Origin of the sequence: Streptomyces sp. GD-15H (assembly GCF_045291515.1) — a bacterium.
GTDB lineage: Bacteria > Actinomycetota > Actinomycetes > Streptomycetales > Streptomycetaceae > Streptomyces.
Map to the genome: position 1 here is coordinate 1,120,988 of NZ_CP149447.1, position 19,865 is coordinate 1,140,852.

Annotated in this window: 17 protein-coding genes and 4 pseudogenes; 10 read left to right on the forward strand and 11 right to left on the reverse strand. The window is 71.9% G+C overall.

Going from position 1 to position 19,865, the window contains the following annotated elements:
• Positions 1-40: 40 nt before the first annotated feature.
• The 3 genes and pseudogenes from WJ438_RS05540 to WJ438_RS05550 all read right to left on the reverse strand — a co-directional run.
• Positions 41-286 (reverse strand): WhiB family transcriptional regulator, encoded by a 246-nt coding sequence (locus WJ438_RS05540; protein ID WP_406724212.1) that lies wholly within the window; start codon positions 284-286, stop codon positions 41-43.
• Positions 287-456: 170 nt separating this feature from the next.
• Positions 457-1,497, reverse strand: coding sequence for a LacI family DNA-binding transcriptional regulator (locus tag WJ438_RS05545; RefSeq protein WP_406724213.1), 1,041 nt, complete (start codon positions 1,495-1,497; stop codon positions 457-459).
• A 29-nt stretch (positions 1,498-1,526) separates the two neighbouring features.
• Positions 1,527-1,712: pseudogene (locus tag WJ438_RS05550) on the reverse strand (hypothetical protein); the annotation flags it as partial.
• Between the two features lies 1 nt (position 1,713).
• Here WJ438_RS05550 and WJ438_RS05555 point away from each other — a divergent pair.
• Positions 1,714-2,838 (forward strand): annotated as a pseudogene (locus tag WJ438_RS05555) (OmpL47-type beta-barrel domain-containing protein); the annotation flags it as partial.
• Between the two features lie 79 nt (positions 2,839-2,917).
• Here the strand turns inward: WJ438_RS05555 and WJ438_RS05560 are convergent.
• Positions 2,918-4,108, reverse strand: coding sequence for a zinc-dependent alcohol dehydrogenase (locus WJ438_RS05560; protein ID WP_406724214.1), 1,191 nt, complete (start codon positions 4,106-4,108; stop codon positions 2,918-2,920).
• Between the two features lie 223 nt (positions 4,109-4,331).
• Here WJ438_RS05560 and WJ438_RS05565 point away from each other — a divergent pair, with 223 nt between their 5' ends.
• Positions 4,332-5,342: a DUF3048 domain-containing protein gene (locus tag WJ438_RS05565; protein ID WP_406729601.1), complete on the forward strand. Its 1,011-nt coding sequence runs from the start codon at positions 4,332-4,334 to the stop codon at positions 5,340-5,342.
• 53 nt (positions 5,343-5,395) lie between these two features.
• Here WJ438_RS05565 and WJ438_RS05570 read toward each other — a convergent pair whose 3' ends face one another.
• Positions 5,396-5,854, reverse strand: coding sequence for a MarR family winged helix-turn-helix transcriptional regulator (locus WJ438_RS05570; RefSeq protein WP_406724215.1), 459 nt, complete (start codon positions 5,852-5,854; stop codon positions 5,396-5,398).
• Positions 5,855-6,201: 347 nt separating this feature from the next.
• Between WJ438_RS05570 and pcaH the strand changes: the two genes are divergently transcribed.
• From pcaH to pcaD, 4 genes are read left to right on the forward strand one after another with little or no spacing between them, the layout of a single operon-like run.
• Positions 6,202-6,981, forward strand: coding sequence for a protocatechuate 3,4-dioxygenase subunit beta (gene pcaH, locus WJ438_RS05575; protein ID WP_406724216.1), 780 nt, complete (start codon positions 6,202-6,204; stop codon positions 6,979-6,981).
• A 5-nt stretch (positions 6,982-6,986) separates the two neighbouring features.
• Positions 6,987-7,592, forward strand: coding sequence for a protocatechuate 3,4-dioxygenase subunit alpha (pcaG, locus tag WJ438_RS05580; RefSeq protein WP_406724217.1), 606 nt, complete (start codon positions 6,987-6,989; stop codon positions 7,590-7,592).
• Positions 7,589-8,950 carry a 3-carboxy-cis,cis-muconate cycloisomerase gene (gene pcaB / locus WJ438_RS05585; protein WP_406724218.1) on the forward strand — a complete coding sequence of 454 codons (1,362 nt, stop codon included), beginning with the start codon at positions 7,589-7,591 and terminating at the stop codon, positions 8,948-8,950. The genes pcaG and pcaB overlap by 4 nt, the downstream gene beginning before the upstream one ends.
• Complete coding sequence (gene pcaD, locus WJ438_RS05590) at positions 8,947-10,074, forward strand: 3-oxoadipate enol-lactonase (protein WP_406724219.1); 1,128 nt, start codon at positions 8,947-8,949, stop codon at positions 10,072-10,074. Before pcaB ends, pcaD begins: the two co-directional genes overlap by 4 nt.
• 81 nt (positions 10,075-10,155) lie before the next feature.
• On the opposite strand, the gene WJ438_RS05595 is transcribed toward pcaD, so the two are convergent.
• Positions 10,156-12,909, reverse strand: a complete 2,754-nt coding sequence (locus WJ438_RS05595) for an ATP-binding protein (protein WP_406724220.1) — start codon at positions 12,907-12,909, stop codon at positions 10,156-10,158.
• Between the two features lie 392 nt (positions 12,910-13,301).
• On the opposite strand from WJ438_RS05595, the gene WJ438_RS05600 reads away from it, so the two are divergent.
• Entirely contained in the window at positions 13,302-14,327 is a 1,026-nt protein-coding gene (locus WJ438_RS05600) for a DUF2510 domain-containing protein (protein ID WP_406724221.1), read from the forward strand.
• A gap of 198 nt (positions 14,328-14,525) precedes the next feature.
• Here WJ438_RS05600 and WJ438_RS05605 read toward each other — a convergent pair whose 3' ends face one another.
• From WJ438_RS05605 to WJ438_RS05620, 4 genes are all read right to left on the reverse strand, one after another.
• Positions 14,526-14,954, reverse strand: a complete 429-nt coding sequence (locus tag WJ438_RS05605; protein ID WP_406724222.1) for a hypothetical protein — start codon at positions 14,952-14,954, stop codon at positions 14,526-14,528.
• Positions 14,955-14,972: 18 nt separating this feature from the next.
• Positions 14,973-15,656 carry a helix-turn-helix transcriptional regulator gene (locus WJ438_RS05610; RefSeq protein WP_406724223.1) on the reverse strand — a complete coding sequence of 228 codons (684 nt, stop codon included), beginning with the start codon at positions 15,654-15,656 and terminating at the stop codon, positions 14,973-14,975.
• Positions 15,653-15,979, reverse strand: a complete 327-nt coding sequence (gene fdxA / locus WJ438_RS05615; protein ID WP_406724224.1) for a ferredoxin — start codon at positions 15,977-15,979, stop codon at positions 15,653-15,655. Before fdxA ends, WJ438_RS05610 begins: the two co-directional genes overlap by 4 nt.
• Before the next feature lie 162 nt (positions 15,980-16,141).
• Positions 16,142-16,567, reverse strand: coding sequence for a hypothetical protein (locus WJ438_RS05620; RefSeq protein WP_406724225.1), 426 nt, complete (start codon positions 16,565-16,567; stop codon positions 16,142-16,144).
• A gap of 229 nt (positions 16,568-16,796) precedes the next feature.
• Between WJ438_RS05620 and WJ438_RS05625 the strand changes: the two genes are divergently transcribed.
• From WJ438_RS05625 to WJ438_RS05635, 3 genes and pseudogenes are all read left to right on the forward strand, one after another.
• On the forward strand, positions 16,797-17,741 hold the full coding sequence (locus tag WJ438_RS05625) for a DUF5996 family protein (protein ID WP_406724226.1): 945 nt from the start codon (positions 16,797-16,799) through the stop codon (positions 17,739-17,741).
• 106 nt (positions 17,742-17,847) lie between these two features.
• Positions 17,848-18,281, forward strand: a pseudogene (locus WJ438_RS05630) (Rieske 2Fe-2S domain-containing protein); the annotation flags it as partial.
• Positions 18,272-18,910: pseudogene (locus tag WJ438_RS05635) on the forward strand (ABC transporter ATP-binding protein); the annotation flags it as partial. The pseudogenes WJ438_RS05630 and WJ438_RS05635, both read left to right, overlap by 10 nt.
• Before the next feature lie 121 nt (positions 18,911-19,031).
• Here the strand turns inward: WJ438_RS05635 and WJ438_RS05640 are convergent.
• Positions 19,032-19,694 (reverse strand): hypothetical protein, encoded by a 663-nt coding sequence (locus WJ438_RS05640; protein ID WP_406724227.1) that lies wholly within the window; start codon positions 19,692-19,694, stop codon positions 19,032-19,034.
• Positions 19,695-19,865 lie beyond the last annotated feature (171 nt).

Consider the following 19,865-nt stretch of genomic DNA (forward strand, 5'->3'; position numbering starts at 1 on the left):
CGTCCTGTCCCCGTCTCCCGGCACCGGCCCGCCGTTCCCTCTAGTGAGGCGTACGCCGTAGCTCCAGCCGTTCCTTCTCCGACAGCCCGCCCCAGACGCCGAAGCGCATGTCGTTGGTCAGGGCGTAGTCGAGGCAGGTGGCGCGGATGGGGCACATACCGCAGATCCGCTTGGCCTCACGTACCGAACTGCCGGGCTCGGGGAAGAAGAAGTCGCCTCCGGTCTGCGCGCACAGGGCCTCCTCCTGCCAGGCGAGTTCGGGCGACGCGATGGTGTCGATGTGCATGGCCGAAAGCGTGCCGAACGTCGAAAAACGTTTGCTCAACGCCGGATCAACGCGTCGCGCCGCGAACCGTCGCCCTCTACCGGCCACCGTCGGCCACCGTCGGCCACCGTCGGCCACCGCACGAACGATGCCCGCGCGGGCTCCGGAACGCACGGCGGCGCGGAAACATGTCACGCGGAGGCGCGGCGTACCAGCGTCGTCGGGAGGATCACGCTGGAGGGGTCGCCTCCCACGGTGTCGTGCGCGGGAGCGGTGCGGTCGAGGCCGCGCAGGAGGAGCCGGGCCATCAGCCGGCCCATCTCCACGATGTCCTGGCGGACCGTGGTCAGCGGGGGGTCGGTCTGCTCGGCGAACGGCAGCATGTCGTCGAAGCCGACCACCGCCACGTCGTCCGGCACCCGCCGCCCGTGCTCGCGCAGCACCCGCAGCGCGCCCGCCGCCGTGAGGTCGTTGGCGGCGAACACCGCGTCCAGGCCGGGGCGGCGCTCCAGGAGTTCCCGCATCGCCCGCTCGCCGCCGGTCACGGTGAAGTCACCTTCCACCACGAGCCGCGGGTCGGCGTCGACCATGACGTCCCGGAAGCCGTCCAGCCGGTCCACCGCCGAGGTCTGGTCCAGGGCGCCGGTGATGTGCGCGACCCGGCCGCGACCGAGGCCGAGCAGGTGCCGTACGGCGTCGCGGGCGCCGCCCCGGTTGTCGCTGTCGACGTACACGACGCCGCTCCTGCCACCGGACCAGCCGGGCCGGCCGCCGAACACCGTCGGGACACCCGCGCGCTGGATCAGTTCGGGCAGCGGGTCGTCGAGGTGGAGTGAGAACACCAGCGCACCGTCGACATGGCCGCCGGCCAGGTAGCGGGCGACGCGGGCGTGATCGTCACGGCCTTCGGTGAGCAGCAGCACGAGCTGGTTGTCGTGTGCCGTCAGCTCCTTGCTGATGCCGCGCAGCTGGTGGGCGAAGAAGGGGTCGGCGAAGACGCGGCTCTCCGGTTCGGCGACGATGACGGCGATGGCGTCGTGGCGATTGGTCACCAGGCTGCGGGCTGCCTGGTTGGGCACGTAGCCGAGTTCGTCCACCGCCTGCCGGACCCGCTCGGCCAGGGGTTCGGTGACGCCGTCGGCGCCGTTGACCACGCGGGAGACGGTGGCACGCGAGACCCCGGCCCGCGCGGCCACGGCCTCCAGAGTGGGGCGCGGCACTGTCTCGGTCACGTCGGCGGCTCCTCACCTGCGGCTGCCGATCAGGATAGCCCCGGTAGCCGCAGAGGTGAGAGCACTCTCGCAGGTGCCGCCCCGTCAGTGCTCGTGCGCCTCACTCTGCTCCGGAGCGGCCTCGTGGCGTGCGCGTGCGGGTCGTAGCCGGGGATCGTGCCGTCCGGCTTCCTCACCAGGAACAGTCCCACCATGCCCATGTCGGAATGGCTCTGGCGGAACGCCGGGGGCGCCTACGTAGGTGCGGCGAGTGTCGCCGTCACGGCGACCGACGAGGGCTCGGGTGTCGACCGGATCGAGTACGCGATCGGCGCCGACGGTGTCCGGCAGCCGTACACCGCGCCGGTCGTCGTCGACCAGGTCGGTACGCACACGGTGCGCTACCGCGCCCTGGACAGGGCGGGCAACGTCTCGGCGGAGCAGAGCGTCGAGTTCACCGTCGTCGCCCCGCCGACGGACGACACCACCGCACCGGAGACCTCGGCGACGGTGGACGGCGAGAAGAACGCCGACGGCGCGTACATCGACATGGCGACCGCCACCGCCTCCGACACGGGTTCCGGTGTCAACACCATCGAGTACGCGATCGGTTCCGGCGCCTGGCAGGCGTACAACGGGCCGGTGATGGTGCGTCAGGTCGGCACCCACACCGTGCGCTATCGCGCCACCGACAAGGCGGGCAACGCGGCGGCCGAGAAGAGCGTCGAGTTCACAGTCGTCTCCGCGCCCCCGCAGGACACCACCCCGCCGGTGACCGGCGTGACCGTCGAGGGTTCGAAGAACTCCGCAGGGGCGTACGTCGGCAGCGCGAAGGGGACCGTCAGCGCCACCGACACGCATGGTTCCGGCGTCGCCGGCATCGCGTACTCGCTCGACGGCGGACCCTACCTGGCGTACACGGAGCCCGTGGTCGCCAACCGGGTGGGCAGGCACACCCTGGCGTACCGGGCGAGCGGCAGGGCGGGCAACACCTCCGCTCCGCTCACGGTGAGCTTCACGGTCGTGTCGGGCCAGGTCCCCGCGCCCCCCTGCCCGGAGTACGACGAGCGGCTGACGGTGTTCGTCGGCGAGGTCGACCCGGGTGTGCCCGACCGGGTCACCGACAACCGGTGCCGGATCGGCGAGTTGATCGAGGACGAGAAGGAGTGGACGTCCCACGCGCTGTTCCTGAAGCATGTCGGGGGCGTGCTGGACAGGCTCGAGAAGGAAGGAGTCCTCGACCAGCGGGAGTACAGGGCGATCGACAAGGCGGCCCGCCAGTCCGGGATCGGCAAGCCGGGCCGGATCGAGGGCTACCGCACGATCCTCGACGGAAGTGCGGAGTCGTTCGGCAAGTGGCAGCCGGAGGAAGCGGTGCGCTACGACCTCGCGGAACTCCTGGGGCCGGTGAGCGGGAGCAGATCGCACAACTGCGTCGGGCTCACGGCCGCATGAGCACCTTGACCGCGCCGTCCCGCTTGCGCTGGAACATCTCGTAGGCCCGGGGCGCGTCCGACAGCGGCACGCGGTGGGTGGCGAAGTCCTCGACGCCGAGGGGGTCGTCGTCCGTGAGGTGGGGGATGATCTCGTCGCTCCAGTGGCGTACGTTCGCCTGCCCCATGCGCATCTGGATCTGCTTGTCGAACAGGGTGAGCATGGGCATCGGATCGGCCATGCCGCCGTAGACGCCGGTGATCGAGATGGTGCCGCCACGCCGCACGAGTTCGATCGCGGTGTGGAGGGCGGCGAGCCGGTCGACGCTGAAGCGTTCCGCCATGGGACCGCTCAGCTTGCGGGGCAGCAGCGCCGAGGCGTTCTGCACCATGCGGGCCGCCGCGCTGCCGTGCGCCTCGGTGCCGACGGCGTCGATCACGGCGTCGGGGCCGCGGCCGTCGGTCTGGTCGCGGATGGCGGTGACGAGTTCCTTCTCGTCGTCGAAGGACCGCAGGTCGAAGGTCTCCACGCCCCGCTCACGCGCCCGGCGCAGCCGTTCCGGTACCAGGTCCACGCCGAAGACCCGGCCGGCGCCCTTGAGCCGGGCGATCCGGCAGGCCATGTCGCCGATGGGGCCGAGGCCGAGCACGGCGATGCTGCCGCCCTCCGGGACATCTGCGTAGGCGACCGCCTGCCAGGCGGTGGGCAGGACGTCGGAGAGGTAGACGAACCGGTCGTCGGGCGGCCCCTCGGGAACCTTGATCGGGCCGTACTGGGCCTGCGGGACCCGCAGGTACTCGGCCTGGCCGCCCGGCACCGCGCCGTAGAGGCGGGTGTAGCCGAACAGGGCCGCGCCCATGCCCTCGGCGCTGACCTGAGTGGTCTCGCACTGGGTGGGCAGGCCGGTGAGGCACATCCAGCAGTTGCCGCAGGCGATCTGGAACGGCACCACGACCCGGTCGCCGGCCTGGAGGTCCGGCACGGCGGCGCCGACCTCCTCGACGATGCCCATCGGCTCGTGACCGAGGATGTCACCCGGGGTCATGAACGGGGTGAGCACCTCGTACAGATGCAGGTCGGAGCCGCACAGTCCGGTGGAGGTGACCCTGATGACGGCGTCCGTGGGTTCCTCGATCCGGGGATCGGGCACGTTCTCCACCCGGACGTCCCGCTTTCCCTGCCAGGTCACTGCCCTCATCGCCGCCCGCTCCCTTCGTGGTGGCCGGTGTGCCGTTCCCACTGTCCGTCTTCGTGCGGGGCCCGGGTACCCGCACGGTCAGTGCTGAACCGCGCGCCACTGGGCCGATCGGCGGGAGCCCCCGCGCGGGACCGCCACTGATCGGAGATGGCCACTGACAATCAGAAAAGCGCACAATCAAGGCAACTGATGATTCAGGGCAGGCAGGGTGGCGACGGTGGACATGGGACGAGGGGCGCGCACACGGCGTGCGGCACGCATACGGCGCACGGCAACGGCGAGAGCACTGCTGGCGGTGTTCCTGGCGGCCGGTCTGGCAGCCGGCTGCACGGCCTCGGACAGCCCGGTCGACGACGGGCGCGGAGAGCCCTGGCCGTCGCCGCACGAGCCGCGGCCGGACGGGGACGGCGGCCCTCCGGTGCTCGCCGTGAAGCTCGACAACGCCCGCGCCGCTCGGCCCCAGGCGGGCCTGGACGCGGCGGACGTGGTGTACGTCGAGCAGGTCGAGGGCGGGCTGAGCCGGCTGATGGCGGTCTACGCCACCCGGCTGCCCGAGTCCGTGGGGCCGGTACGCAGCGCCCGGGAGGCCGATCTGGAGCTGCTGCGCCAGTTCGACCAGCCGATCCTGGCGTTCTCCGGAGCACAGAGCAGGCTGCTGCCGCTGATCGACGAGGCTCCGCTGGAGGCCCTGACCCCCGGGGCACCCGGGTCGAAGGCGGGCGTCTACGTCCGGGGCACCGCCCGGCCCTCCCCGCACAACCTCTACCTCCACCCCCGGCGGCTCCTGGACGATCCACCCGGCCGGTCCGCGCTGACCACCGGCTTCCACCACGGCTCGCCGCCCCGGGGCGGCGAACCCGAGGCCACGCACACGGTGCGCTATCCGGCGGCCCGCTTCGCCTTCACCTGGTCCGACACCCGCGACCGCTGGCTGGTCTCGATGGACGGCGATCCCGCGGTCACCCCGCAGGGCGAGCGGCTGGCGCCCGCGACCGTCGTCGTGCAGTACGTGACCGTCCGCCCGTCCGACTACCGCGACTACCTCGGCAACAACACGCCGTACACCGAGACGGTGGGCTCCGGGGAGGCCACCGTGCTGCGCGACGGGCGCGCCCACGACGTCCGCTGGAGCCGCCCGGACGCCACGGACGGCACCTCGTTCACGACGAACGACGGCAGCCCGGTGAACTTCGCGCGGGGACAGGTGTGGGTGGTCTACGCGAAGGCCCCCTGATCAGCGGGGCCCACCCGGCGCCGCGCCCGCGCCACCGTGACGCCACGACCGCGTCACCGGTTCGACGGGGCGGCGGGACGGCGCAGCCCCTCGGCCGCGTCCGCCACCCGGCGGATCAGCTCGAAGAAGGCGGCCTGCTCGTCGTCGCCCAGCGGGGCCAGGAAGACCTGGTTCATCCGGGCGGTGCGCACCGCCAGCTTGCGGTGGGTGCGCAGACCGCCGTCCGTGAGCCGGAGCAGAAAGCGGCGGCCGTCCCGCGGATCACGGACCTTGTCGAGCAGTTCCCGCCGGAGGAGCCGGCCGATCACCTCGGCGATGGTGGACCGGTCCAGTCCCACCCGCTCCCCCACCGTGCGCTGGTCCAGGCCGGGCTCGGCGACGAGCGCGTTGAGGACCGCGAACTGCGGCGAGGTGATCTCCTCGGAGACCATCGTGTTCCACAGCAGGTGGTGCGCCTGCTGGAGTCGCCGGGCCAGGTGCCCGGGATGGCTGGTGAGATCCACCGCGCCCATGTACGCCCCCACTGTCCTACCGTTTTTTCGTTGGTGCACTGAACGATACCCGCGGGAGAGTGAACCTGTCCGCGACTCCCGGAGACATCGTCGCTGGACGGAAGAGGGTATTGACGCCTCCGCCCGGCGATGGCAACGTGAAGGACTGCTACGAAAATACTCAGTGCCCTGACTATCTCGGTACCGACGACATACGGCCGCGGACCGGTGCGCATCCGGCCGGCCTGGAAGGGATGGGGTTTCCTCATGGACAAGGTGTTGGCCTCTGCCGCGGAGGCAGTGGCGGAGGCGGCCGGGGAGATCACCGCCCGGACCGGAGCCGAATCGACCTTTGCGAAGGGCCTGTTGTGACGAACGTACTCACCCAGCACGACATCGACCAGGAGATCGTGGCCGAGCACGCCGCGTACGAGAAGCGGGTGGCGGGCGGCGCCCCGGTCGAGCACCATCCGCGTCGCGACTACGCCCCGTACCGCTCCTCGGTGCTGCGCCACCCCAGGCAGCCGGCGATCGCCGTCGACGTGTCCAAGGACCCGGAGCTGGTGGAGCTGTCCTCCCCCGCCTGGGGCGAGCGGGACATCACCGTGATCGACAACGACCTCACGCGGCACCACGACGGCGAGCCCGTCGGTGAGCGCATCACCGTCTCCGGCAGGCTGCTGGACCGCGACGGACGTCCCGTGCGCGGGCAGCTGGTGGAGATCTGGCAGGCCAACTCGGCCGGGCGGTACGCCCATCAGCGTGAGCAGCACGACGCCCCGCTGGACCCCCACTTCACCGGCGCCGGCCGCACCCTGACCGACGCCGAAGGCTTCTACCGCTTCACGACCATCCAGCCGGGCCCGTATCCGTGGCGCAACCACGTCAACGCGTGGCGCCCGGCGCACATCCACTTCTCCGTCTTCGGGTCGGCGTTCACCCAACGGCTGGTGACGCAGATGTACTTCCCCAACGACCCGCTCTTCCCGTACGACCCGATCCTGCAGTCGGTGACCGACGACGCGGCCCGCGAGCGGCTGGTGGCGACCTACGACCACAGCCTGTCGGTGCCGGAGTTCTCCCTCGGCTACCACTGGGACATCGTGCTCGACGGACCGCGGGCCACCTGGATGGAAGAAGGGCGCTGACCACCATGACGAAGATCGACACGAGCAGCCCGGAGAACGTGCTGCCCACCCCCTCGCACACCGTCGGCCCGTTCTACGGCTACGCGCTGCCCTTCCGCGGCGGCGAGGACATCGCGCCGCTCGGCCACCCGGAGACCGTCACCGTGCACGGGTACGTGTACGACGGTGAGGGCAAGCCGCTGCCGGACGCGTTGCTGGAGGTGTGGGGCCCGGACCCGGAGGGCAATCTGCCGACGACCGACGGCTCGATGCGGCGGGACCCGGCGAGCGGCGACTTCCTGGGCCGCAACGGGGTGGAGTTCACCGGCTTCGGCCGGATCCAGACCGACGCCGACGGCCACTGGTACGTGCGCACGCTGCGGCCGGGGGCGCGGGGACAGCACGCGCCGTACCTCAGTGTGTGCGTGTTCGCGCGGGGCCTGCTGATGCATCTGTTCACCCGGATCCACCTGCCCGGCGACGAGGCCGCGCTCGCGGCGGACCCGCTGCTGTCCCGGCTCGACGCGGACCGCCGCGACACGCTGATCGCGGTGGACGAGGGCCACGGGACGTACCGTTTCGACATCCGCCTTCAGGGCGAGGGCGAGACGGTCTTCCTGGAGTTCCAGTGACCTCACCCGATACCGGTACCGGCCTGCTCGCCCCCGGGTGGGCCGGTTCCCCGGCCGCCGCCGAGACCGGTGACGGCGCCGTCCTGCGGGCGCTGCTGGACGCCGAGGCCGCGCTGACCCGGGCCCAGGCGGCCGCGGGGCTCGTCCCGGCCGAGGCCGCGGCGGCGGTCACGGAGGCGGCCGCCGACCCCGGGCGCTTCGACCCCGCGTCCCTCGCCGAGCGCGCGCGGGGCGGCGGGAACCCGGTGATCGGGCTGGTCGCGGACCTGACCCGGGCGGTCGGCGAGGAGTACGGTGCCTCCGTGCACCGGGGTGCGACCAGCCAGGACATCATGGACACGGCGATGATGCTGGTCGCCCACCGCGCCCTCGGCCCGCTCCTCGACGACCTCGACCGCTGTCAGCGGGCGCTGGCCGGCCTCGCCGCCGAGCACCGTGGCACGGTGCTGCCGGGGCGTACGCTGACCCAGCACGCCGTGCCGACGACGTTCGGGCTGAAGGCCGCCGGGTGGCGGTCGCTGGTGCTCGACGCCCGTGACCGGGCGACGGCCGTACGTGCCTCACTGCCGGCCCAACTCGGCGGTGCGGCGGGAACCTTGGCGGCCTTCACCGCGTACGGGGCGACGGACGCGACCGCGCTCCCCGCGCTCTACGCCCAGGAGCTCGGACTGCGCCCGCCCGCTCTCCCCTGGCACACGCTGCGCACTCCGGTCGCCGATCTCGCCGGCGCCCTCGCCTTCACCGCCGGGGCGCTGGGCAAGCTCGCGACGGACGTGCTCACCTACTCCCGCACCGAGATCGCGGAGGTTTCCGAGGGCAGCGGTGGCGGCTCCTCGGCCATGCCGCACAAGGCCAACCCGGTGCGTTCCACGCTGATCGCGGCGGCGGCCCGACGCGCACCGCAGCTCGCGGCCACGCTGTACGGCTCACTGGTGGCCGAGGACGAGCGGCCGGCCGGGGCCTGGCACGCCGAGTGGGAACCGCTGCGGGACCTGCTCCGCCTGACCGGCGGAGCGGCCCGGGACGCCGCCGAGCTCACCGAGGGGCTGCGGGTGCACGCGGACGTGATGCGTGAACACCTCGGCCTCACCCACGGATTGATCATCTCCGAGCGGCTGTCCGTGGAGCTGGCGCCCGTACTCGGTCGGGGCCGGGCGAAGGAACTGCTCACCCGTCTGGCGCGGCGCGCCTACACCGAGGGCCGCGACCTCGGTGAACTCCTCGCCGAACAAACCGAGTCGGCCGAACTGCCGGAACTGAAGAACATCGACGTCACCGACCTCATCGCCGCGACCGACCCCGCCCGTTACACCGGCTCTGCCGGACCTCTCACCGACCGTGCACTGGAGCGCTCGTGACCGACACCGTCCTCAACCACCGCGCCGAGGGACCCAGTTCCGCTCCCCCGCTGTTGCTCGGCCCCTCGCTGGGCACGTCGTACGCCCTGTGGGACAAGGTGGCGCCCGAGCTGTCGATCACGCACCGGGTGGTCCGCTGGGATCTGCCGGGGCACGGCGGTTCGGCGGCCGGGCTGATCGGTCCCGGCGCGACCGTCGGGGATCTGGCGGATCTGGTGATCGGGCTCGCCGACACGCTCGGCATCGAGCGGTTCGCCTACGCGGGCGTGTCGCTGGGCGGAGCCGTGGGGCTGGAACTGGCCGTGCGTCATCCGGAGCGGGTGTCGTCGCTGGCCGTGATCTGTTCCTCGGCGCACTTCAGCGGCGCGAAGGCGTGGGAGGAGCGGGCGGCGCTGGTACGGAGCGAGGGTCTTTCGGGGCTCGCGGAGAGTGCGGACGCCCGCTGGTTCACGCCCGGTTTCACGGTGCCGGAGCTGGTCCGCGACCACCGGGACGCCGATCCCGAGGCGTATGCCGCCTGCTGTGACGCGCTTGCCGCGTTCGACCTGCGGGAACACCTCGCGGAGATCCGGGTGCCGACCCTGCTGGTGGCCGGCCGGGAGGACCCGGCGACGCCCCCGGCGCATCTGCGCGAGATCGCCGACGCGGTGCCGGGTGCGGGGCTCGTGGAGATCCCGGGTGCCTCTCATCTGGCACCGGCGGAGCGCCCCGAGGCGGTGCTGACGGCGCTGCGGGCCCACTTCGGCGGGGACGCGCTCAGCGGGATGCGGGTGCGGCGCGAGGTTCTCGGGGACGCGCATGTGGACCGGGCCCAGGCCCGGCAGACGCCGTTCACCGCGCGGTTCCAGGACTTCATCTCGCGCTATGCCTGGGGCGAGATCTGGACCGATCCGACGCTCACCCGTCGCGAACGCAGCATGATCACGCTCACCGCGCTGGTCGCGCACGGCCACTACGACGAGCTGGCCATGCACGTCCGCGCGGCACTGCGCAACGGGCTCACCCCCGAGGAGATCGGAGCAGTGCTGATGCAGACGGCGGTGTACTGCGGAGTACCGGCGGCCAACTCGGCCTTCGCGACAGCCCAGCGGGTACTGGCGGAGGAGACCGACGGGACGTCGTGACGGGCCCGGGCTCGGGTCCGGGGCCCGAGCCCGGGAGCCCGTGGCGGGCCCGAGCCCGAGAGCCCGTGGAGGGGCGGGGCGCTACGGCCGGTTGTCCGGGGCCCGCCCGATGGCCGGGGCCCGCCCGGTGGCCGGGGTCGGCATGGCGGTCGACGTCTGTCCGGTGACCGAGGCAAGTTCGGCCTGGGCCCGCGCGGCCAGCCCGTCCGCACGGCAGGACCGCGCGAGCGCCAGGCCGCGCTCCAGGTCGCTCTTCGAGCGGGCGAGGATGCCGTACTCGACGCGTGCGGTGGCATGTTCGTACTGGCAGGGCGAGGACTCCAGGTAGGCGACGGCCTGGGCGGCGAGCCGCACCGCCCGCTGGCCGGTCTCCAACGCGGCGGCACAGCGCAGGGCCTCCCCTATGGCGGTGTCCGTGCCGAAGTGTTCGGCCCGCCGGCGGTACTCGACGGCGAGCCGGGCGGCACGGGCCGGGTCCTCCCCGGCGAGGGCGCGGGCGAGGTCGGCGGCGCAGAAGACGTGGACGGGGTTGTGGTGGCCGCGGGAGACCGCCGCCTTCTCGGCGGCCTCCAGTTCGTTGACGCCGCCCTTGGTGCGGCCGACCGCGAGCAGTAGCCTGCCGCGCACCGAACGGAGGTCGGGAAGCACGATGGTGGACGGGTAGGGCGGCGCGAAGCCGTGCCGTTCGGCGACCTTCCAGGCCTCGTCCACCTGCCCGCGGGCGAGCAGGGTGTCGACCAGGTTGCAGGTCGCCGTCCAGTACAGGGGCAGACCGCGGCCGACGCGTTCGGCGAGGCGCAGGGACTCGCGCAACGACTTCTCCGCCGCCGCCAGGCGGCCCCGCCTGCGGTGCCCGAGACCGACGTAGGCGTGGGCGAGGGCCAGGTGGCCGCCGCTCCAGCCTGCCGTCTCGTAGGCGCGCAGGGCCTCGTTGTAGAGGCTCTCGGCACGGTCGAGGCGGTCGGTGTAGGCGTAGACACCGGCCAGCATCAGCAGCAGTTCGACGCCCCACTCGGAGTCGGTCCAGCCGAGGCCGGGCGCGAGGCGGCCGTTGACGAGGGCCCGGTCGCAGATCTCGGCGACCTCCTCGGCGTTCTCGCCGCGCATCATGGCGTCGAAGCCGCGCAGGATGAGCAGCGCGCGCTCGGAGTTGTCGCGGCCGGTGCAGGTGGCGGCGAGGGCCGCCAGACGTTCGCTACGGCCGGGTGTGGTGCTCTCGCCGGCGTGGATGCCCTCCCACATGAACTGCACGGCTTGCAGCCGCAGCCGGGTGGTTCCCGGCTCCAGCAGGGCGGCCTCCGCCTCGACGGTGCGGACGGCCTCCTCCATCTGGTTGTTGTGCAGCAGCGCCTGCGAGAGCCGGACCACGGCGTCCACCCGTGCGTCGCCCTCGAGGCCGGACATGCCGAGCGCGGTCCGCAGATGGCCGACGGTCCGGGCGGGAGCGGTGAGGAAGGTGGCGCAGCCCAGTTCGTAGAGCACGCGCGCGTGGACCTCGGGGCGGGGCGGTTCCTCCAGTGCGCGCTCCAGGCAGCGGCGGGCTGCGTCCGGGGCGCCGACGGCGAGGTGTTCGCGGGCGGCCTCACGCAGTTGCCACACGAGTTCCTCGTCGTCGTCCGGGTGCACCTCGAGGAGGTGTCGGGAGGCGGACGCGGCGCCGCGTCCGGAGTCGGTGACGATCCGGGCGGCGATGCCGTGCATGGCCCGGCGCAGGGCGTCGGGGATGGAGTTGTAGGCGGCGGAGGCGATGAGCGGGTGGACGAACTCGAGGTCGGCCGGTCCGGTACGGCCGGTGCCGGGGTCGGGGACGGTGAGGATGCGGGCGCTGCGCAGGAGTTCGGCGCAGCGGACGGCGTCGTCACGGTTCAGGGTGGCGAGCCGGGCCACCAGGTCGACGGTGATGTCGGTGCCGAGGATGGCGGCGGCCCAGGCGAACCGGGTGGCGTCTATGCCGAGTTGTTCCAGGCGGGCCACGAGTCCGCCGCCGCGGGCGGAGCGGTTCAGTGCGCGCAGTTCGCCCGCGTGGGTCTCGACGGGTTCGAGTTCGCTGTCCTGGACCTTGGCGAGGAGTTCGACGGTCTCGTAAGGGTTGCCGCCGGTGACGGCCCACACCTCGCGGCAGAACGCGGCGTCCGCGTTCTCGCCCAGGGTGGCGCGGGTGAGTCCGGCCGTGGCGAGCGGGGTGAGGACGCTGAGGACGGTAACGGGGTGATCGGCCGCCTCGGCGACGGCGTCCAGGTAGCGGGCGCTCACCCCGGAGATCTCGCCCGGCCGGCGGGCGACCACGACGAGGACGGGCACGTCCGCCAGGCGTTCGGCGAAGACGGCGAGCCAGTGCAGGGTCTCCTGGTCGGCCCAATGGGCGTCGTCGATGGTCAGCACCAGCGGCCAGTCCCGGCGGACCAGCCGGCGCACGGCGGCGACCAGCCCCTCGCTGACGCCCTGCGGGTTGATGTGCCGGCCGCCGGGCTCCGCGACGCCGAGGGCGGGGCCGGCGATGTCGTACCAGTCGCCGAGGTACTCGCGAGCCTCCTCCGGCAGCATCGACACCAGTGCCGGCTGGAGGAGTTGGCGCACGACGTTGAAGGGGACGGAGCGCAGGGTCTCGCCGCCGCGGGCCGACCAGACGGTGCAGCCGCGCTGTTCGGCGATGCGCCGCGTCTCGGCGAGCAGCGCGGTCTTGCCGAGCCCCGGCTCGCCCCGGAGCACCAGCAGGCCGCCGGGCGAGGACCGGTCCGCGCACAGGGTGTCGACCACTGCGGTGATGGCGGCGACCTCCTCGTCCCGCTCCCAGAGGGAGGGCGAGGCCGAGACCGTGGGCCGTACCTCCGTCATCCCTCTGCCTCCCCAAGTCGCCCGAATGACGTACAGGCGTCGAGCGTAGTCCTCCGACAGCCCTGAGGGAGTAGTACCGTGCCCGCTCTTGCCGTGACGGGTGACAGGCGGTACAGAGGTCGACGCGTCCCGCCTCTCACCAGGGGGTTCGAAGGCCAACACCTGTCCATGAGTGCGGTGGTGACGGTACGCCGGACCAGTTTCGCAGGGAGGCGCCGGGGAGGGGAAGGCCCGCGGCGAAGCGGCGGCACGCCGGCCGCACAGGGGGTGCGCCGGGAGTGTCCGGGGCCGGGGTGGCCGGTCGGACCGGGACCGGGGCAGGGTGCGGCCGATCACCGGAGGTGACGGACCTCTCTCATCCCGCTTTCACCGACGCCTCATACGGTGGGGGCATGACACAGGCGACTCCTCCCGGGTGGTATCCCGACCCCGGGCAGACGAATGACGGACCGGCCACCGAGCGCTGGTGGGACGGCACTGCCTGGACGGACCAGGTCCGACCGACGGGATCGGCACCCGCCTGGGTCCCTCCGGCACCGGGCACGGCGGCCGGGCCGGCGTACCCGGCCCATCCGGCGTACCCGGCCCACCCGGCGTACCCGGGGTATCCGGTGCACCCCGGGTATCCCGGGGTCGTGCAGTCCGGCTCGGGCTCCGGACGGCGGCGCGGGCTGTTGATCGGGATCGCCGCGGCCGCGGCCCTCGCGGTGCTGGTGAGCGTCGGGATCGGCATATACACGCTGATCGGCGACAGCGGCGGCGGTGACTCCGCGACCGCGCAGGGTCCGGGCGGACGGGGCGGTGGCCCGGGTGGTTCGGAAGGCGGTCCGGAGGGCGGTCCCGACGGGAAGGACTCCGGTCCGGACACCTCGGAGCCGCCGCGGGTCGAGAGCGGGTCGGTGACCGACGGGCTGAGCGGAATCAGCCTGCCCATCCCGGACGGCTGGTACGGCCAGGAGGGCCAGGTGGGCGCCCAGATCATGTCGAAGAACACGTACGACTGCCCCGGCAACACCTCCAGCACCTGCACCAAGGGCGGGGCGTACTCGGCGCCGGCACCGGCGCTCGGCACCCGCGGCTCCACCGCCGAGGAGGTCGCCAAGGCGGACATCGCCGCCAATGCCGAGGAGTCGTACGGCGGCGATTCCTACGGGAAGATCAGCTCGCACGAGGTCCTCGAGTCGAAGGCGGTGGACGTCGCCGGGCAGAAGGGCTACCTGGTGCGATGGAAGGCGGTCACCAGCAAGGGCTCCGACGGGTACGTCCAGTCGCTGGCCCTCCCCTCCCCCGCGCAGCCGAAACAGATCGTCGTGATCCGCTTCGGTCTGGACACCGACCAGAAGCAGTCCGTCCTCGACGACATCACCGAGGGCATCGAGGAGGCGGAGGGCCGCGGCGGCAACGGCCAGGACGTATGACCCGCTGACGCGACGGCCGAGCCGGGGCACGACGGCTGGGTGGCGCTCCCCTCGGCTCAGGAGGAACTCCACCCGGCCGGTGGTGCGCGCCGCCCCCGCCCCCACGGCGTAGCTGTCACTGCGAGCTCCTGAGGCCGCGGGAAGCCCGGCGGCCGGCCCGGTGTCAGCGGCTCAGGAGCGGAGCTCGGTGGGTGGGGCTCAAGCGGCGAGAAGCAGGATGCCGAGAACCAGGAGCGCCACCGTCTTGATGGCCTCGAACACCACGTAGTACCAGTGGGCGTGGGAGCGGGGCAGTCGCTCTCCGGCGAGCACCCGGTCGGATCGGCGGTTGAGCCGGGGCCGGATCACGGCGAGTTGACCTGCCAGCACCACGGCCACCACGACGGCGAGCACGGCCACCGAGGTGCTGGGTCCGCCGACTGCCAGGGCGACGGCGACAGTTGCCGCGAGAACGATCTCGACGAGATTGAGCGCCCGGAAGACGATGCGGCCGATACCGAGACCGAGGGGGATGGTCACCCCCGGCGCCCGGAACTTCAACGGCGCCTCCAGGAAGGAGATCGCCAGCACCATGCCGAGCCAGACGAAGACGGCGGCGCCCGCTATGGCGGCCGATACGGAGTTCACTGCCGGACTGCCCTTCCCCTACGCGGCGCGAGCATGGACGAAATGGGCGTGACAGACGTCGGGTTCGGCGAACGGCTCCAGCCGGTCGGCGGCGACGGGCGCGTCCAGTTCGGCCAACGCGCCTTTCATCAGGCCCAGATGGAGGGGGCAGACGATCTGCCGGTACTCCTCGGCGAGTTCGAGAAACGGACAGTGCCGCAGACGGATGACGTCGGGCACGTCATCGGACTCGTCGCTCACCGGGTCGAAGCCGAGGTCGGCGAGGAGCCCGACCAGCCGGTCGACCGCTTCACGGCCGGTCACGGTGTGGAAGGGCGGTGCCGGGTCGACCAGATGCCGCCCCCAGGCCCGGCCGGCCTCGACGGCCTCCGCCTCGGCGTCGGCGCCGGCCGACGCGAGCCGGCTGAGCAGCATCCGGGCCAGCAGTCGGTACTCACGCCGTCCTCCACGGTCCATTCCGCGACGCGGCGCATACACCCCGCGGGGGCGCCCCGGCCCGGACGGCGCCTCCAGTGTCCGCTCCACCGCTCCGCGCGTCACCAGCGACTCCAGGTGGAAACGTGCCGTGTTGGCGTGGACCCCCACCCGCTCCGCCACCTCGTTGACGCCGAGCGGCGCGCCGGCGGTGCGCAGCACCTCGAGCACGGTACGGCGGCGCGGGGCCACCGGATCGCTTCCCTCGGCACGTTCCCCGGAGGTCACTTCGCGCCGTCCTGCGGCGGCAGCGCGGCGATCAGCGGGTGGTCTCGCTCGATCAGCCCCAGCTTGCCGGCGCCGCCGGGTGAGCCGAGGTCGTCGAAGAACTCGACGTTCGCCTTGTAGTAGTCCTTCCACTCCTCGGGAGTGTCGTCCTCGTAGAAGATGGCCTCGACCGGGCAGACCGGTTCACAGGCGCCGCAGTCGACGCATTCGTCCGGGTGGATGTACAAGGACCGCCGGCCCTCGTAGATGCAGTCGACCGGGCACTCCTCGATGCACGCCTTGTCCTTCACGTGGACACAAGGCTGCGCGATGACGTAGGTCACGACGTCCTCCTCCCCGAATTTTTACGAATCCTCCATGGAAGAATAGTGCTTTCCGGCACCGGTCCGCCACCGGCGATGACCGGGGACCGCATGGAACAGGGCCCTGCCCGGTGGCGGGGCCCTGTTCGGGCGAAGCAGCCGATTCGTCTCGTGGCCGAACGGTCAGCGCCTGCCGCGCGTCATCTCATCCACGACGAATCCGAGAGCGATGCCGAGCATCCAGACGTCCTTGGCCAACACGATGCCCTCCTGGGTCGGCCGCAGACTGCCCTCCTGCCGCATCCCCGGAGTGCGCAGGTACAGACCCAGCAGCCCCGATGAGAACGCGGCGAGCCCGGCACCCGCCACCACCGTGGGCACGAACGGCAGGAGCAGGGCGGCTCCCAGCGTGATCTCCCCGGTGGACAGCAGTCGCGCGAAGGCCGCGGGCTGCATCCGGTCCAGGGCCGGGTAGGTGTTCTTGGCCATTCCGTGCAGCTGGGCCGCGGTCTCCTCGTCGACGCCACGCTTGGACAGGCCCGAGTTGAGGATGAACGCTCCCGTGGCCAGACGCGGCGCTACGTGCCTGAGCTCGATGGGCAGACGCATGGGAACTCCCGGTGGGGATGTGAAGCGCGATTGCGGTCAAGCCTAGGGCGCGCGGCGCTCACCGGCAGATCGAAGCGCTTTACCTTGCGCCGATCGTGCACGTCCGGCGAACCGCGAGCGGGCACACCGGGGCGCCCTCGCCTTTCGGTCTTCCCTGGAGAGGGATACCGTTCACACACAAGCAGACTCATATCCCGACATGCCCGCATACGGGCATCCTGGAGGAGCTGTGGAACTCTTTCCCTCGCTGCCCTACGCCGAATGGCGGGCGTCCAAGGAGACGCTGCACCGGTTCGCGCAGGTGGTCGGAAAGGTACGGCTCGCGGCGGCGCCGCGCCGCAACCACTGGTGGAACGTTCCCTACCACCTCACCGGACGCGGCATCACCACCCGCCCGATGGGACTGGACGACCAGGGCCGCTTCTTCTGCATCGACTTCGACTTCGTCGACCACAGGCTCCTCGTCACGACCGGTTCGGGTCGAGGGGTGTCGTTCCCCCTGCCCGGCCTCTCCGTGGCCGACTTCTACCGGCGGTTGCAGTCGGCGCTCACCGAACTCGACATCTCCGTGCGCATCAGGCAACCGCAGCCGTTCGACCTTCCGGATTCCGACCGTCCCTTCGACGAGGACACGGAGCACCGCTCCTACGACCCGGAGTCGGTGAACCGCTACTGGATCGTCCTGTCCCAGGTCAACCTGGTCCTGGAGGAGTACGCCGCCGAGTGGTCCGGAAAGACGAGTCCGGTGCACCACTTCTGGCACACCTTCGACATCGCGGTGACCAGGTTCTCCGACACCGCCGTCGTCCACTCCGACTCCGTCGATCCGGTCACCAGGGAGGCGTACTCCCGTGAGGTGATCAGTGCGGGCTTCTGGTTCGGCGACCCGACGTTCCCGGAGGCGGCGTTCTACTCCTACACCGCGCCCGAACCGACCGGCCTGGAACGCCGTCCGTTGCGACCCGCGGCTGCTTCGTGGGTCGAACGCGGCACCGGCAGCCATCTGGCGGTCCTCGAGTACGAGAGGGCCAGGACCACGCCCTCGCCGCGCGCCGACGTACTCGCCTTCCTGCAGAGCGCCTATCGGGCCGGCGCGGAGACGGCGGGCTGGGACATCGACCGGAACGCCTGCCCGGGCGGCGTGACCGATCCGTACGCCGCCCAGCGGGTCTGAGCCGGGGCCGGCCCCGAACCGTCTTCCGCGAGGCGGAAGGGCTGTTGCGGCCGTGTGACGCACCGCACGGCGATGCCGTCACGTTCAGAAGACGGGAGCCGCGGCCATGCCCCACATGACCGCTTTCGCCAGGAACCAGTGGTACGTCGCCGCCTACAGGCAGGAGGCGGGACGGGAGTCGCTCGGGCGGACGGTGCTCGGGGAGCCGCTGGTGTGGTACCGGATCGAGCGGGACGGCAGGGCGGTGGTGCTGAACGACCCCTGTGCACAACGGCGTTACCCCTTGTCCGAGGCGCCTGCGCGGCTCGGCGGGGACCGGATCGTGTGCGGGTACACGGGTTCACGTACGACACCACGGGCACGTGTGTGTCCGTGCCGGGGCAGAAACGGGTGTCGCGGACGGCGCGTGTCGCCTCCTCTCCGGTGGTCGAGCAGGACTCGCTGGTGCGGGTGGGGATCGGGGACCCGGCGCTGGCCGATCCGGGGAGCATCCCGCGTGCCCGGCACCTGGCCTCACCGGGGTGGGTGACCGTGCGGGGGACGGGCCGCCGCCCGGGATGGCGTTCGTCTTCCAGGAGTACGGGCGCAGCCTGTTCCCGTGGATGCGGGTCGGCGCGAACGTCGAACTCCCCCTGAGGCAGAAGGGCCTGAGTCCGGGCAGGCGCGGGGTGCTGGTGGCCGACGCCCTGGAGTCGGTGGGGCTCGCGGACGCCGCCGGGACGTATCCCTGGCAGTTGTCCGGCGGGATGCGGCAACGGGTGGCGCTCGCACGGGCGTTGGCGTACGAGCCCGAGGTGCTGCTGAGGGACGAGCCGTTCGCCGCCGTGGACGCGCAGACCCGGGCGGATCTGGAGGATCTGGTGCGCAGGCTGTGGCAGGAGCGTTCGATCACCGTCCTGTTCGTCACCCACGACATCTTCGTCACCCACGACATCGACGAGGCCGTGTATCTCGGGGAGCGGATCATCGTGCTGTCCGCCTCCCCCACGGTGGTGCGGGAGCAGTTGAAGGCCGATCTGCCGCAGGAGCGTGACCAGTTGAGCACACGGGCCGCCCCGCGCTTCACCGCGCTGCGGACCCACGTGTACGAGCAGATCCAGGCGGCGAAGCGCGGGGCGGCCGAGGCCGTGCGGAACGACGTCAGGAAGGACATGCCTCCACTTCACTGAACTGGGCCGCCGGCAGGCCGGTGTCGCCGGTGACGTGCAGCCGGAGGTGGCGCGGGTCAGTGCCGTCCGGCAGCGTCACGGTGACCGTGTTGCCGGTGGCCGGAGCGCACTCAAGCGGGAGTCAGTCGGCCGCCGACACGACGCTGAGGTGGGAGGCGGCGCGACGGTGCCCGCGGCGGCGGGACGGGGCGCGGCGCGTCTCGCGCAGGACCAGGGTGAGCCGGGTGCAGTCCATGCCCTCGAGGATCCTGGTCGTCTCCACGACGAGACGGCAGTCGGTGGCTCCCCAGCGCGGGTCGGGGTGGCGCAGCGGCCGTACCGCGCCGTCGTGTTCGGCGGCCTGTTCGCCGACGGCACGGAGCCAGTGCGGCAGCCCCTGCCGGTAGGCCGCCTCCATGATGGGGTCCTGGGCGATGTCCCGGCGGATGGCCTGCAGCCCGTGGTCGTGGCCGTCCCGCTCCACCGTCTTGGCGAAGTGGGCCAGCATCGGCAGGCACCAGCTCGACTCGTGTTCGCCCAGCACCGTGGGGGCGTCCGGATGGAAGAGGACGAACCGGAGGAAGTTGTCGCCGGGCATGGCCGTCGGATGCGGTTCGACATCCCGGAAAAGTGTCTGGAAAGCAGCATTGGCCAGCAGCACGTCCCAGCGGTGGTCGACCACCAGGGAAGGGAAGGGGACCGCGTTCAGGAACACGGCGTAGTCCTCCAGATAGGCCTGCGCCTCGGGAGTCTCGAAGACGGGCGGCCGCGGTGTCGGCCGCTGCCCTTCTGCCTGATGTGCCATCGGGAGGTCACCCCTCTTGCCTGTGCGGCCTTGACGCGGCGCCTCGATCCTGCTGCCCTGACGTGAGGCGTGTCAACTATCGTGGCATTCCATGTCGGTTGACGGCTGAAATTGGCCACAGTTGTGGCGAGACCTGGATGTGAGTTCGAGACACGGGCTAGTCTCCGTGAA